Annotated in this window: 10 protein-coding genes; 3 read left to right on the forward strand and 7 right to left on the reverse strand. The window is 40.6% G+C overall.

Going from position 1 to position 15,344, the window contains the following annotated elements:
- The first annotated feature begins 23 nt into the window (after nt 1-23).
- From F944_RS11840 to F944_RS11850, 3 genes are read left to right on the forward strand one after another with little or no spacing between them, the layout of a single operon-like run.
- Entirely contained in the window at nt 24-1,376 is a 1,353-nt protein-coding gene (locus F944_RS11840; RefSeq protein ID WP_004990888.1) for a MacA family efflux pump subunit, read from the forward strand.
- Between the two features lie 2 nt (nt 1,377-1,378).
- Nucleotides 1,379-3,370 carry a MacB family efflux pump subunit gene (locus F944_RS11845; RefSeq protein WP_004990889.1) on the forward strand — a complete coding sequence of 664 codons (1,992 nt, stop codon included), beginning with the start codon at nt 1,379-1,381 and terminating at the stop codon, nt 3,368-3,370.
- An 11-nt stretch (nt 3,371-3,381) separates the two neighbouring features.
- Entirely contained in the window at nt 3,382-4,785 is a 1,404-nt protein-coding gene (locus F944_RS11850) for an efflux transporter outer membrane subunit (RefSeq protein ID WP_004990891.1), read from the forward strand.
- 356 nt (nt 4,786-5,141) lie between these two features.
- Here F944_RS11850 and F944_RS11855 read toward each other — a convergent pair whose 3' ends face one another.
- From F944_RS11855 to F944_RS11885, 7 genes are read right to left on the reverse strand one after another with little or no spacing between them, the layout of a single operon-like run.
- Nucleotides 5,142-7,385: a TonB-dependent receptor gene (locus F944_RS11855; protein WP_004990892.1), complete on the reverse strand. Its 2,244-nt coding sequence runs from the start codon at nt 7,383-7,385 to the stop codon at nt 5,142-5,144.
- An 8-nt stretch (nt 7,386-7,393) separates the two neighbouring features.
- Nucleotides 7,394-8,641, reverse strand: coding sequence for an MFS transporter (locus F944_RS11860; RefSeq protein ID WP_004990894.1), 1,248 nt, complete (start codon nt 8,639-8,641; stop codon nt 7,394-7,396).
- Entirely contained in the window at nt 8,620-9,009 is a 390-nt protein-coding gene (locus F944_RS11865; protein WP_004990895.1) for a hypothetical protein, read from the reverse strand. Before F944_RS11865 ends, F944_RS11860 begins: the two co-directional genes overlap by 22 nt.
- Nucleotides 9,006-9,641: a GNAT family N-acetyltransferase gene (locus tag F944_RS11870; protein ID WP_004990898.1), complete on the reverse strand. Its 636-nt coding sequence runs from the start codon at nt 9,639-9,641 to the stop codon at nt 9,006-9,008. The genes F944_RS11865 and F944_RS11870 overlap by 4 nt, the downstream gene beginning before the upstream one ends.
- A 13-nt stretch (nt 9,642-9,654) precedes the next feature.
- Nucleotides 9,655-11,478 (reverse strand): IucA/IucC family protein, encoded by a 1,824-nt coding sequence (locus F944_RS11875; protein ID WP_004990900.1) that lies wholly within the window; start codon nt 11,476-11,478, stop codon nt 9,655-9,657.
- A complete protein-coding gene (locus tag F944_RS11880) occupies nt 11,475-12,953 on the reverse strand; it encodes a lysine N(6)-hydroxylase/L-ornithine N(5)-oxygenase family protein (protein ID WP_004990902.1) in 1,479 nt (492 codons plus the stop codon). Before F944_RS11880 ends, F944_RS11875 begins: the two co-directional genes overlap by 4 nt.
- A complete protein-coding gene (locus F944_RS11885; RefSeq protein ID WP_004990905.1) occupies nt 12,946-14,730 on the reverse strand; it encodes an IucA/IucC family protein in 1,785 nt (594 codons plus the stop codon). Before F944_RS11885 ends, F944_RS11880 begins: the two co-directional genes overlap by 8 nt.
- Between the last annotated feature and the right edge of the window lie 614 nt (nt 14,731-15,344).

The following is a 15,344-nucleotide window of genomic DNA, read 5'->3' on the forward strand; positions in this document are numbered from 1 at the left end:
TACGTCGAACTCCAGATATTGCTATGCCAAAAATAAAAGCCTCTAAAATGATCATTGCGGTGGTGTGTGTCGCGATTATTGCTGCACTCGCATGGACTTTTCTCAAACCCAAACAACAACAGCCGCAGTATATTACTGAAACGGTTTCACGCGGTGATCTGGAAAATACTGTACTGGCGACAGGTACACTGGATGCCACGCGCCTGATTAGTGTCGGTGCGCAGGTGTCTGGTCAGGTCAAAAAAATGTATGTGCAATTGGGAGATGAAGTCAAACAAGGGCAACTTATTGCACAAATTGACTCGACTACTCAGGAAAATAGTTTAAAAACCGCCGATGCCAATATCAAAAATTTAGAAGCGCAGCGCTTACAACAACAAGCGAACCTGAATGAAAAGCAACTGGAATATCGTCGACAACAACAAATGTATGCACAGGATGCCACCTCGAAAGCCGAGTTAGAGTCAGCAGAAGCTGCTTATAAAACAGCACAGGCACAAATTAAAGCATTCGATGCCCAGATTGAATCGGCTAAAGTAACTCGTTCCACAGCTCAGACCAATATTGGTTATACCCGAATTGTTGCGCCAACAGATGGTACAGTGGTTGCGATCGTGACCGAAGAAGGTCAAACCGTAAACGCCAATCAGTCTGCACCAACCATTGTTAAAATTGCCAAACTGCAAAATATGACCATCAAGGCACAAGTCAGTGAAGCAGACATTATGAAAGTGGAAAAAGGTCAGCAGGTTTATTTCACGACATTGGGTGATGATAAAAAACGTTATGCAACCTTACGTCAGATTGAACCCGCGCCAGACTCTATTTCGAGTGAATCGAGCAATTCATCGAGTTCCTCAAGCTCAACCAGTAGCAGTGCCATTTACTATAATGCTTTATTTGATGTACCCAATGAAGATGGTAAATTGCGTATTGATATGACGGCTCAGGTTTATATCGTACTGGATTCGGTGAAAAATGCTTTATTGGTGCCTTCTTCTGCACTATCCAGTCGACCAACAGGCGCACAGAATCGTACAGCCCGCACTCAAACTGCGGGAGCTTCAACACCAAATGCAGAACATAAACAACGTGATAAAGACAAAAACACTCCAAGTTTTGAACGCTTGAATTTAAACGCTGAACAGAAACAGGCAGTTACAGAGGGTAAAGCCAGCTTAAGTGTGGTTCGTATTTTACAAGCAGATGGCTCTGCTCAACCGAAACAAGTGCTGATTGGTATTAATAACCGTGTCAATGCTCAAGTCCTTGCAGGCTTAAAACAAGGTGATCAGGTCATTATTGCCGATAGCGCTGATACTTCAGCCGCTTCAGCCAATAGTGGTAATCGTCGTCGTGGACCTATGGGAATGTAAGCATGACTCAACAAGCTTTGCTTGAAGTCAGCAATCTGGTACGAGAGTTCCCTGCTGGCGATAGCACCGTTCAAATTTTAAAAGACATCAACCTTACGATTTATGAAGGTGAATTAGTTGCCATTGTCGGTCAATCAGGCTCTGGCAAATCAACCTTAATGAATATTTTAGGTTGTCTGGATCGACCAACCAGTGGTAGCTATAAAGTCAGTGGACAGGAAACAGGGAAACTCGAACCTGATGATCTGGCAAAGTTACGCCGTGAATATTTTGGTTTTATTTTCCAGCGTTACCATCTACTGGGCGATTTAACGGCTGAGGATAATGTCGAAGTGCCTGCCGTGTACGCAGGTGTCAATCCTACAGAACGAAAACAACGTGCCACCGCTTTACTCACAGAACTGGGCTTAGGCAGTAAAACCCAAAATCGTCCAAGTCAATTATCTGGTGGTCAACAGCAACGGGTTTCTATTGCTCGCGCCTTGATGAATGGTGGTGATGTCATCCTTGCCGATGAACCCACTGGTGCGCTTGATTCACATAGCGGTGTTGAAGTGATGCGGATTTTACGCGAACTCAATGCGGCGGGTCATACTGTCATTATTGTCACCCATGACATGCAAATCGCCAAAAATGCCACACGAATTATTGAAATCAGTGATGGTGAAATTGTTACGGATCGAGCCAACGTACCGGAGTATGAAACTGAATTAAATTCTGATCCAGATGCAGCACCTGCGCTTGCCAATAAACAAGCTAAAGGCAAAAGTGTTTCAGCCTTACGTTCTGCACTGGATCGACTTTCAGAAGCATTCCAAATGGCATTATTGTCCATGAATGCACATCGTATGCGTACTTTTTTGACCATGCTCGGCATTATCATCGGGATCGCATCCGTGGTCACAGTGGTTGCTCTGGGCAACGGTTCGCAAAAGCAAATTCTGGAAAATATTAGTAGTTTGGGCACCAATACCATTACTGTGTTTCAGGGGCGCGGTTTTGGTGATAACTCTAAAACAGCTAATTTTAAAACACTGGTTCCCGCCGATGCAGAGGCCTTGGCGACACAGCCTTATGTGAGTGCGGTCACGCCGATGGTCAGCACCTCAAAGACCATTCGTTATCAGGAAAATGAAGCCAATGCGACCATTAATGGTGTGGGCAATGACTATTTTGATGTAAAAGGCTTAACTTTTAAAGATGGGCAAAGCTTTGATGGGCGTAGTGTGCGTGATCGTACGCAAGATGTCGTGATTGATACCAATACCCAAAAACAATTTTTTGCCGATGGCAGCAATCCGATTGGGCAAGTGGTGTTACTTGGAAGTGTACCTGCACGTATTATTGGAATTGTAGAACCGCAAACCAGTGCAATGGGCTCAGATGATACGCTAAACGTGTATATGCCCTACACCACAGTCATGAGTCGTATGTTAGGTCAAGCCAATGTGCGTAATATCATTGTGCGGATTAATGATCAGTATTCCACCAATGCAGCGGAAAATGCCATTGTGAACTTATTGACCTTAAGACATGGTCAACAAGATATTTTCACCATGAACAGTGACAGTATCCGCCAAACCATTGAAAAAACTACCAGCACCATGACCTTGCTTGTGTCTGCGATTGCCGTGATTTCACTGGTGGTCGGAGGAATCGGCGTGATGAATATTATGCTGGTATCCGTGACAGAGCGTACTCAGGAAATCGGGGTTCGTATGGCAGTTGGTGCGCGACAAAGTGATATTTTGCAACAGTTTTTAATTGAAGCAATTTTGGTGTGTTTAATTGGCGGTGTACTCGGTGTGCTGTTGTCACTGGGTTTAGGACAACTGATTAATAAAGTCGCCGCAGGAAACTTTGCTGTTGCCTATTCGACCACCTCGATTATTGCAGCATTTGTATGTTCTACCCTCATTGGTGTGGTTTTTGGATTTTTACCGGCAAAGAATGCCGCAAAACTCGACCCTGTTGCAGCGTTGGCACGAGAATAATAGGAAGCATTATGTCATTATCTAAATTAACCCCGTTATGTGCTCTCATCATTGCTTCATCTACCCTCGTTGGTTGTGCTGCTGTTGTTAAAACGCCCTATCAGACACCGACCGTGCAAACGCCACAACAGTTTCAATATGATCAAACTGCTAAAAATACAACTTTTGACCGTTATGCAGATCATTGGTGGACGTTGTTTGGTGATCCACAATTGAATCAACTGATCGATCAAGTCATTGCCAAAAACACGGACTTGGCTGTTGCTGGAATTGCAATCCAACAGGCCCGTTTAAAAGCCGGTTTAGCAGCCGATCAACAAGGCCCACGCGTCAGTTCAGGGGTTTCTGCCGGACATCGAATTGATCTCAACTCAGGTGATGACAGCTCACAAGGTTTATCTTTAAGTGCAGGTGTCAGCTATGAACTAGATCTATTTGGTAAATTGGCACGTCAGACGGAAGCCTCAAAATGGGAAGCTTTAGCCACTGAACAAGATTTACAGGCGACCGCGCAAACTTTGATTGGAACAACTGCAAAACTCTACTGGCAACTGGCTTATCTGAATGAAAGCCTAGCAACGGCGAAACAAAGTCTGGCAACTTCTGAGAAACTGTATAGTTTAGTGAATAGCCAATATAAAGCTGGCGCTGTTTCAGGTTTAGATCTGACTCAAGCCGAGCAATCGGTACAAAGTCAAAAAGCCAATTTAAGTCAAATCCAGCAAAGTCTGGTCGAAACCCGTACTGCCATCGCCGTGTTACTTCATATTCCTGTACAACAGTTAAATTTACAAGAACCACAACGTCTGCCTCAAGTCAGCTTACCGCAGATTGCAGCAGGATTACCCGCGGATATATTATCGCGCCGTCCTGATTTAAGAGCATCAGAACTACGCCTACGCGAAAGTTTAGCAAACAAAGATGCCACCACTGCGAGTTATTATCCCTCTATCAATTTAACTGGAAATCTGGGTTCGAGTAGCACCTCTTTGACTGAGTTAATCAAAAACCCTGCCCTGACTTTAGGTGCTAGTTTGAGCTTACCTTTTTTGCAATATAATGATATGAAAAAGAATATTGCAATTAGTCAGTTGGATTATGAAAAAGCCATTATTCAATATCGTCAGACTTTGTATCAGGCATTTGCCGATGTTGAAAATTCTCTTTCGGCACGTACTGAGTTAAATCAACAAGTCCAATTACAACAACGTAATCTGGAACTGGCTGAAAAAGCCGAGCGTTTAACTGACGTCCGTTATCGCAATGGTGCTGTAGCGTTGAAAAACTTACTGGATCAACAAGAAACGACACGTGCAGCAAGATTAAGTTTAGTCAATACCAAACAGAATCAATACAATGCTTATGTCACTTTGATGCAAGCATTGGGTGGTTCGCCGATATCACAATTACCTTGAAGTAAAAAGCCACTTCGGTGGCTTGTTTTTTCTGATCAATTAATCTTCTGGATAGGAATCTTGATCTTTTAGCTTATTAGGATATTTCATTGCACTCATCTAAACAGCTTCATCCGTTAAAAATTCATTATAAAAAATCCTGTTCTTTTGAATATTCAAAACCTCATTTTTCAAATATTTACTCAGATAATTCACCAAAAATATCATCAGATTTTTGGAAATTAAAATAGATCACCTCAATCAATTTGCGATCCTTGTTATGATCAGCACCTTATACATACAAAAAATCGAGTGAATGACTCAACTCGATTTTTCATTAAAACTTTAGACATTAAATTTTAATGTCTTAAAATCTTTTAATATTTAACGCTATAACTCAGACCGTAAGTACGACCTTGAGCAGGTAGACTTGAAATCGCCCCATAAACAGGTACAACGGCTTGGCTATACACCGTTTTGTAATCTGTATTCCAGACATTATAGACACCAAAGCCCAAAGTACTAGGTCCAACTTTAGCATTTGCGATCACATCCATAACAGCATAACCTTTAATTTTAGTTGCTGTATTTGGGCGAACATTTGCATTATAAGTTGCTTCTAGTGAATCGTTATAGGCTTTATTAGATCCCTTGATTGCGAGAGTCTGTACGCGAAGACTATTACCATTACCATCATTCCATTCACCAAAGACTGTTCCCTTAACTGGTGAAATCTGTAATGCATTTAACTCACGCCATTCATTACTTGAGTCTTTATATTGACCACGGGTATAGCTCAATGTTCCACCTACAGTAAATTGTTCAACCACTGGAACAGTAATATTTGCTTCAGCACCATAAATGCGTTGGTCAGTGTCTGCAACCGTTACAGTACGATCAGTATTAAATTGAACAACTTTATCTGAAGTATTATAAAAACCAGTTAGACCCAGATTTAGGCCATCCTCTCCTTGTAAACGCCAACCTAACTCATAGCTATTAACGGTAATTGGATCAACATTCCCTGAACGAACAACATAACTTGCTGAGACATCACGTAAAACACGTTGAATATCTGGCAAACTAAAACCTTGTGAGAAGTTAGCAAAAACTTGTTGTTGATCATTGAATTTATATACTGCTCCCAAATTAAACAGGGTCTTATCATGATCAACAGAACCCGCTGCTACAGAAGCAACTGGTTGACCAAGTAAATCACCTTGAATCGCAACAACTGTAGGTTTAAATGATTCAGTATCACTATCAATACGTTGATAACGAATCCCTGCTTGAAGATTCAAAGCATTGCTTACTTCATAATTACTTTGAATAAATGCACCAAGATTTTTAATAGTAGCCTCTGGACCAAAATCATAACTGCGCCCAGTACTAGTATATTTTAAACCGTTATTACTAAAACTATAAAGATCAGCAGTTTGCTTATCCTTTTCATGGTCATAATCTATACCATAAGTTAAACCTAGATTACGATTCGCAACATTGAACTTTGAGGTTACTGCCACTCGAATACCTGCAACATCAATATCTGATTCAGACTGATATGCCAAATAATAGTTATACGGAATAAAGTTAGTTAATAATGCAGGGAAAAATCGTGCTTTTTCATTACGATAGTACGTTTCAATATTCAGTTCTTGACCTAGAAAGTCTGTATTTTGATATTGCGCATTGACCGAATAACGCTTTGTGAATGGTTGATCATCTAATTCAAGACCTTTGATTGCTTTTAAGCTCGGTTGCGCCCCTCTCAATACAGCATAATTTGGACCATAATCTGGACCATAATCAGAGTCTTGCTTATCTTCATAATACTGTGTACCAAAACTTAACTTCTGATTATTGGTCATTTGCCAACTTAATCGTCCATTTACATCAACAGTTTTGGTATCTTGTCGATCAGTCTGTGCAATTTCAGGCCCAATTCTGTCACCATGACTGTCCTGAATCTCACCGCGTTGCGTATAGCCAGCACCTAAAAATCCACTCAGATCATCCTGTTTAAAAGCGACAGATTGGTATGCTTCATATGCCAATGCATCGTGATTAAAATTATTGCCTGAAGTCACACCCAGCTTTGTTTCAAAATTTAGCCCATCTTTTGCAGCCTGTTTAGTAATAATATTAATAATACCGCCTGTCGCTCCAGAACCATAAATACTCGAAGCTCCAGAAACAACCTCAATCTTTTCGATGGAACTTGGGCTAATGCTATTTAGCTGACGCGATACATCTCTTGAGCCGGTTAAAGCTACGCCATCTACCATGACTAATACTTGGCGTCCACGCATGGTTTGACCATAGTTACTGGTCGTGCCACTACTTGGGCTAAGTGAAGGAATCAATTGAGCCAAAATATCGGCAATTTTCCGACCCGCGGCGGCTTGTTGCTGAATTTGAGCCTGATCAATCGATTGCACTGTCCCCGCGATTTCAGCAATACTTTGTGCTGAACGTGTCGCAGTGGTGACGATTGGTGCTAACTGTTTGGTGGTCTGTACAGACTGCTGTGTATCCCCCGATACTTGTGTATCAGCATAAAGCTGACCGCTTACAGCAAGACTTAATACAGTAATAGATGTAGCAAATGAACGATGTTTCATGATAATCCCTAAATAAGAGTGGGGTTCGTTTTTGATTTTCTAACAATCATCTGAGACAAAATGACACTTAAAACTGAAGCAATGGCAAGCACGATATAAAAATTGCCATACCCCAATCCTTTGGCTAAAAAGCCAGAAAAAGCACCTCCTAAGAAATAAACCAACAACTCAAAACACACCAGAATAGTAAAGTCAGTACCCGCCTGTTGTTTTGAACTGTTCTGCATGAAATACGCATAGAGAGCCGTCATGGCGATATAACGAATCGCCAAAATGACAATCACAAATAAACCCAATAAGCCGTGCCAGACGTCAAACCAACTGAGTAAAATAGCGATGCCAATGACGGCATAGACAAAAGTTCTTAACCAACCCGCCCAGATCAAAAGTTGGGTTGCTGCCAATTTTTTGAGTAAAAATGCCGCCGTTACCGCAGCCAATAATCCGACTAATGCGCCAAATACCGACATCAACACCCCGATTTCAGTCAAAGACCATTGCTGATCTATCAGCATAGGATTGAGCATGGCCATGGCAGGTGCTTCAACAAAGCGATAACATAGGATTAGTAGCAAGGCCCAACGAATTTCTGGGCGTTTAAAGGCATTTTTTAAACTTGGCGGTTGTTTGAATGTCGTCTGCTGTGGACGTTCTTTAATTTGCGATATGGCCAACATCGTGAGCGCGGTTAATACCGCCAAAGTCAGCAAGGCAGCTTGCCAGCCATAATGTTGATAGAGCCATAAGGTTGCAGCACCACCAATCATACTGCCTAAAGCCACGCCGATACTTTGTGCCATACTGCCCAAACGATATTCAGACTCAGCTAATGTCTCGACGGTATAACCATCAATCGCAATGTCCTGAGTGGCAGCAAAAGTAGAAATCCACAAACCTATAATTACAAAGATCCAGATCCCATAATTAAACTGAGTCATCGCGAGCATGATCACTCCTGCAACTAATGCCAGTTGCGTAAACAACAGCCATGTTTTACGTTTGCCCAGTTTTTTCAGATAAAAACGATCCAGTACGGGTGCCCAGAAAAATTTAAAAGCCCACGGAATATAGAGCAGTGACAACATGCCAATCCAACGTAGATCAACCCCTTGATGTCGCAAAATGGCAGGCAATGCCACATTGTAAAAATACAATGGTAAAGCATGCGCTAGATATAAAATGACAATTACGCCCAGTCCCAATGCCGAGACTGCTGTGATTTGTTTTTGGTTTGTTATGTGATTTGCGTCTTGCATAATGACCTCTGCACGGCCCAATCCAGTGCATCTGTTTTAGATAAACTTACAAAATAAGGCACTTGCCAAGCCTGCTGTAAAGCTGGTGTATCCAGACGAATACGATCATCTTCATCCTGTGCAATACGAGCCAATCCCAAACAATATTGGAAAAAAAGTGACTTATAGCTTTTGTACCAACGTGACTGAATTTCCCGATAATCCTCGGGAAATTCAGTCTGTGGTAAGGTTTGCATAATGAGGACAAAAGCACGTCCCTGATCCAGAAAAACCTGTATCTGCGACAGCCAATCTTCAAATTCCTGACTCGACACCTGACCTGAAAACTGCATATCAAGAATCTGGATATAATGACTACTTAAGCTCATGAGCTATATTCTGCCGCTAGATTTTGTTTCTTAACTGATTGCGAGCGAATCAGATCATCTTCAAATTTGTTATAAAATTTATCGCGATAGCAGTAATACAGCATTGCTGTTTTTTCAGCCATTGGAATCAAGCGCTGCGCTTCATAGCATAGTTCTTCTACAACCGCCGCATAGGGTTTAACGGTATGATCAGGTTCACCCACGATCTTGATCGATTGAGCATGTTCAAAAATATAAAAACTTAATAATCGAATGGTCGGACGTAAATATCCTTTACCAAAAGCTGATTTTTCACCAAACAGCAAATGCCAACCCAAATCATGCTCGTGACCATCATAATAGCGCCCCAAACGATCACGCTTGCCTTCATAAATTTCGGTATAACCGACATCTTGCCCATCAATGCCAACAATTAATAAGCGTTGATGATCATCAGCCAGCATTTTGTCAAAATAAACCTGTAGCTCTAATTCAGTTTTGTTGAGTTGCCATTGTGGAATCACATGCGGTTCATGCATCCATTTATGTAGTAGGGCTATATCCTGTGGATATTGCACCTGACGCAAATAATATTGAGTGCCTTCTTCAAAATATTCATAATAATCAGGAAGCTGACTTGAAATCGTATTCATTTTTATCTCATCACTAGGCAATTTGAATGTCTTTAGATTCGGTTTGGAGCTGACGCTTCCAGTCTGCTAATGTTTTTTCACTGACAGGATTTGGAATAGGATCAAGAAAAACAGGAACAGGACGTTCTGCTTCATCGTTATAACTTGTGGTAAATAAGCGCACCCGATTAAGACAAATTTTTTCGAACTCAGGACGCAGCATGGCGAACTTTTCAATTCTTTCTGATAATTCTGGATGTGATTGATGCAAATCCAGAATACTGTTTTGGATGGTTTGCCAGAAATCCAGCTCGCTATATTCTGAAAAATCCTCTAAAAACACATTACAGATATAGCGGTAATGCACCATGAATAAGCCAGTAAAGATAAAATGGCTCAGCTCTAATGCACTGTGACGTAATAAAATATTCCCTTCTTCAGGTAAAGCATTAAGCTCAGGGAAATCTTCATCAACCAAATTCACATCATCAATAAAATCTTTAAGAACTAAAGCTTTGGGCACACCATTTTCATGTACCAACATGGTATTTTCGCCATGTGGTGAAAATGCCAATCCATAACGATAAAGACAGATCAGAAGCGGCGTCAAACACACCTTTGCGAACTGCGCCAACCAGTCTAGCGGCTTTAACTGAGATGCTTCGATTAAAGTCTGAAGGACGGAACGGCCAGATAAATCGCGGTGCAATAATGCGGCTTGTGACAATACTTGCTGATCGGAAGAAATATACGGATCAATACTTTCTCGCCATAAACAGCCAAACAATTCTTTAAACTGATATGGCACGCCATCTATACGATCGAAACATGGCTGATGAATGGTTAAAGTCGCAACTTCTCCCAAAAACACCACTCCACTTGCTTGCAAGTCTGAATCATTCGCTAAAATACTTTTAAGCCAACCTGTCACAGCAGGTGCAGCCAAATTTCGTTTTGAAGGTAAGCCTCGATAAACTGCCGTATTAAAAATACTGACGGGAAGCTTAATATAATGCCGTTTCGGGTTAGAAATATTACATAGAGTTCTAATCGATTGCATCGGTACAAAACTGTCTGAGCTGATATCCAGTTCAACGATTTTTTGATCGACAATTTCATTGGCATAAGTTGCCACTAACCATTGATGCCATTGCCATGCATGTACAGGAATGAGGTAATAATCTTCGACACTCAAACCCTTTTCAGATAGTTTTTGCGCGAAGTGTTGTAGCTCTTTGGCATCAAATTCATGCTGATAGAGTTCTGCTGCACTCCAGTTTGAGCTAAAACGATAATTGGCCAGATCACGATGCACTGCCAGCCACAACACTTTCACTTCAGGCGACAATTCAGGTGCAGCATTGAGATAGTCATCATAGCCAAAGCCCATACGGCCTTTACTCATGATGAGCCACGGATGTCCACGTAACATTCCTTCAATTCGATGATGCGATTCCGTTAAAATAGCTTCGCTATTTAAGCGTTTTTCATCGAAAAGATGTGCTTCTGCCAACCAAGTATTATTCATTTCCTTGATCAGATAAGCTTGGGTAAATGGTTTAACCTGAGTCGCTTGCGCTGCTGCAACGATAAACTCATGTAAATTCCATGCTGCTTGATGATTGAGCTGAGTTAAATCACGAACAGATCCTGACTGAATATTCCAGTGACCTAATAAATAGCGATAACCATTAAATTGATAAGTTCGGTCTGCCAACTGTAATTGATACAATCCATTGCCTAATGATTCAACGTCGATAATTTCTTCATATAAAAATTCAGCAATCGCCATTTCAATTAAACGCTGTCCAGCCGCTCTCCATTGCTGCTGGTTAATTTGTAACTGTGCAAAACTCATAGGGATTTCTCGTACTGAAAAACATGGGACAAGACTTGTTTCAGCTTGGATTTATTTCTTTGAAGATGCAGCAGATGGTTTGTGGGACGACGATATTGACTCACCTCCACTCCTCTGTGATCTGATTTGTCCTGACAAGTCTCAACCATGTTTGTGACAGAATGGGTAAATTGAATATTTGGATTTTGACTCAAATCGAAATGTTGGAACGTTTGCGGCTGATCACCTAACTCATACAGAGTCTGCTGAACCAGTTGATTGGCAATCACTGCCGAACGATAAGCGCCCAAGCCCAAGTCTGGCGTACCCACACCATGACTATGCATTTCCTGATTTTGCACAAAAATATTTCCGCAGGCTGAATGTACAAGCTGATAATCCTGAGTAATCTTCCAGCGATGTTTCGAATCTCGTTCAATCAGCGGCGAGATTTTTTCCATAAAACTTAACTGGGGTGTGCGATAACCTGTAGCTGCAATCACATGATCAGCATCTAAATAAAACGCCTGTTGCGTGGTCTTATGCACAAAATGCAAACGGATTTGTCCATTTGTTAAAGATGTCGCATCGATTAACTCGCAACTATTATGCAAATGAGTCGCAAAAGGCTGTGCAGAAATGCTGCGCTGATAGAGTTTGTGATAAATCTCACGAATGGTTTTGGCACTAATGCCTTTATAAAGCAGAGCTTGTTGAGCCAATTGACTGCTCTTCACTTTTTCATCAAGTTGATAAAAATGTTGCAGATAATCTGGACTAAAATGCTCCAGACCGAGCGGTGCATATTCCATCGGGAAAAAACCACTGGAACGGGTAAACCAATGCAATTCAATATTTTGATCTGGCCGATTATTTTGCAGCTCAAATAAATCCAGAAATACTTCAGCCGCAGACTGTCCAGATCCTAAAACGACGACATTTCCATTTAAATCAGCTTTGTTTTTAAATAGATAATGCGCCGAGTGTAAGCATTGTTCAGGACGAATTTCTGCAATAGCTGATAAGCAAGCCGGTAAATGAGGAACATGACCCGTGCCAATCACCAGTTGTTTACAGCGATAATGCTGCTTAACACTATGTTGCTCAACAGTGACCTGAAAACCAGAAGCTAAGGCTTCAATGCCCACGACTTTAGACTGATATTGAATGTGATCGAGTTGCGCCGCAACCCACTGACAATACTGATTATATTCTCGTCTTGGAATATGCGACTGTTCAAGAAAATAAAATTTATATAGCCGTTGCTGATGTTTTAAATAATTTAAAAAGCTATAAGGACTGGTAGGATCAACCATCGACACCAAATCTGCCATGAAAGGCACTTGCAACATGGTGTTGGGTAGTTGCATACCTGCATGCCAGTCAAAACGATCTTTTTGCTCAAAAAATAAATAGTTCAGTTTGGTTTTGTCTTGCAGCAAACTGGCTAAACTTAAATTAAAAGGGCCTAAACCAATACCAATAAAATCAAGCATAGAGTAAATCCTCTTGTTTGATCATCAGTGGATTCGGTAGTTCAACATACACAGATTGATGCTCAACAGGTGCAATCAACTCATCCAATTCATGCAACCGAGTCAGCAAATTGCCCTTATAAGGCAGACTGTCTTTGTACAACAAACCTTTTAACAGTGAACTTTGTGGATATTGCGCTAATAATGCGATTAAGGTTTTTTGCAGATATTCGAGTAAATCATCTTCAGACACATAGCCCGTCGCAGCAATCGCATTCATCAACCCAAACAAGGTATTGCCAAAGAAATAATAACTGAAACGCTCATCCACAAAGCTTTGTGGTCCAACTGCATGCGCTTTTTCATTGAGTTCGGGAAACTGGTGAAGTACTTTCTCGGCCAATTCCTCGATATAATAAAAACCCTGATTATCACGTAACCAGATATTTTTGGGCTTAAAGTTTTCAAGTTCCACCAAAACATTTTGCTGATGTGACTCAAAGGCCATGCCATATTCATGGTAGAGATACATTAATGGTTTTAGGCTAATTTCTAGAAAGTCATGAAACCAGTTCATTGCAATTTGTTGATGGGTAAATGACGGATGCTGCTGACTAATTTTGTCAAATAAAGCATTAAAACGATTCAGCGGTTTAGTGGGATGATCCTGACACAACGACGCGATACAGGTAATCTGATCATTGCGGTTAAAAGGCTGCTCTCTAAAAATACAAATACTTTCATTAATGATTTCATCATCCAGTCGTAGCGCAATCCATGCAGGATCATTGACCGCTTTAAGGGTGGGACAATGTTTCAGTATTTGTTTGCCTAAAACGCTATGCCATAAACGATGTGTCAATTCCCCCCGATGACATTCTTTAGCCAGATTGACCCGAATTGAATTGGTAATCATCACTGACAATGAGGGTTTAAGCATCCACGGCGATGAAAAACTGGCCAGTGTTCGCACAGAAGTGGTTGGATAAAAATCGACCCCTTGTAAGCCAAGATCAATCAATCTCGTTTTTTGCTTCAGCTGACCATACCATTTCTTACTTTGCAAATAACGGGCTTGCCATGGATGTAAAGGCAATAATTTATAATGCGGGTAGTTTTCTAAAAGACGTCCATCCGCTTCAGACATGTGCCATTTCAAATAATCTTTAAGCTGATTAGAAATGAGTTGCCCTTCAGCACTCCCTTCGGCAATCGAATCTGGATGAACCAACCAGAAATGAAGTGGCGTTTTCCCTTGATATTCAGGCGAAAATTTATGCCAATCTTCATGAATAAAACCTGTACGGCTTTTCGGTGCTGGATGCATATTGTGTCCCAACAACAAAGCTTGTTCAGATTCAATAAAGTTTTGTTCTGCATCAATTAAAGCATCTAAGTTCTGTGATCGATGGTTTAAAAACTGCTGCAAGGCATCACGACTTTGTATCCATCGCTCAATGAGTGATGCCGCATCTAATTTATTGGTTTCATTGCAAATTAATTCTTCCAATAAAATGGTGGCAATCGCCACCATACTTAAATCACGAAATTGATGATTGATCCATAACTTTGGCAGTGCGGCCAGACGATGTCGACCCACTCGACTAACATAAGATAAAGCGACCAGTATTTGAGCATTTAAGCTTTCAACTGGAATAACAAGTAAGGTCAAGCCTTGGCTAAACGCTTGTTGGGGAGAGTTTTGTTGAAAGTTTTCGAGTAAATGCCCTTTACCAGTTTCCTGCGTATAAGCATTGACGAGATGTTGCATCGCCAAACGATTGGCAAGCTCTTTCATCGGAAGATCCTCTAAGATAGAGTAAAGTAAGTGATTTTTGACGAATCACTTACAATAGCTTTTGATTTTTCTTAAACAACACACTGCTTAAAGGCAGTAAAAACAAAATAATGATAATAATTAACATTTACATTTGCAATTTATTGAATTTTTATTATAATTTGGTAAATTTCACATAAGCATTTGATATTTTTATCTATTATGAATTTTATGAGTAACCAATTATTTGACATTTCTCATGATATAAAACTATTAAATTTTGACTCGGGATTGGGATTCTTGATTAAAATTCCATACAAAAACAAGGGATTAAATTTTTTGAAAAAATTAGAAGCATGATTAAGTTCTTCATATATTTCCATAAAATTCATTACATGTACGGGTTATGAGTGAATATGAGTGGTTGGTATTTATTGATAGCTTAGATTCGAAGCCTATAAAAACCTATAAAAATATAAAAACCATAATCAGTTCTACTCTTGGCTAGACATATTCAGCATACACCGATCGATCACGGCAAAGAATTACAGTTTTTCTGCACCAATTGCTCATCCGATCATTCAATTTAAGCCTATGGGTTAGTCAAGTTTTAGAACATTCATAATGAATCATGA

This window comes from Acinetobacter ursingii DSM 16037 = CIP 107286 (assembly GCF_000368825.1).
Lineage (GTDB): Bacteria > Pseudomonadota > Gammaproteobacteria > Pseudomonadales > Moraxellaceae > Acinetobacter > Acinetobacter ursingii.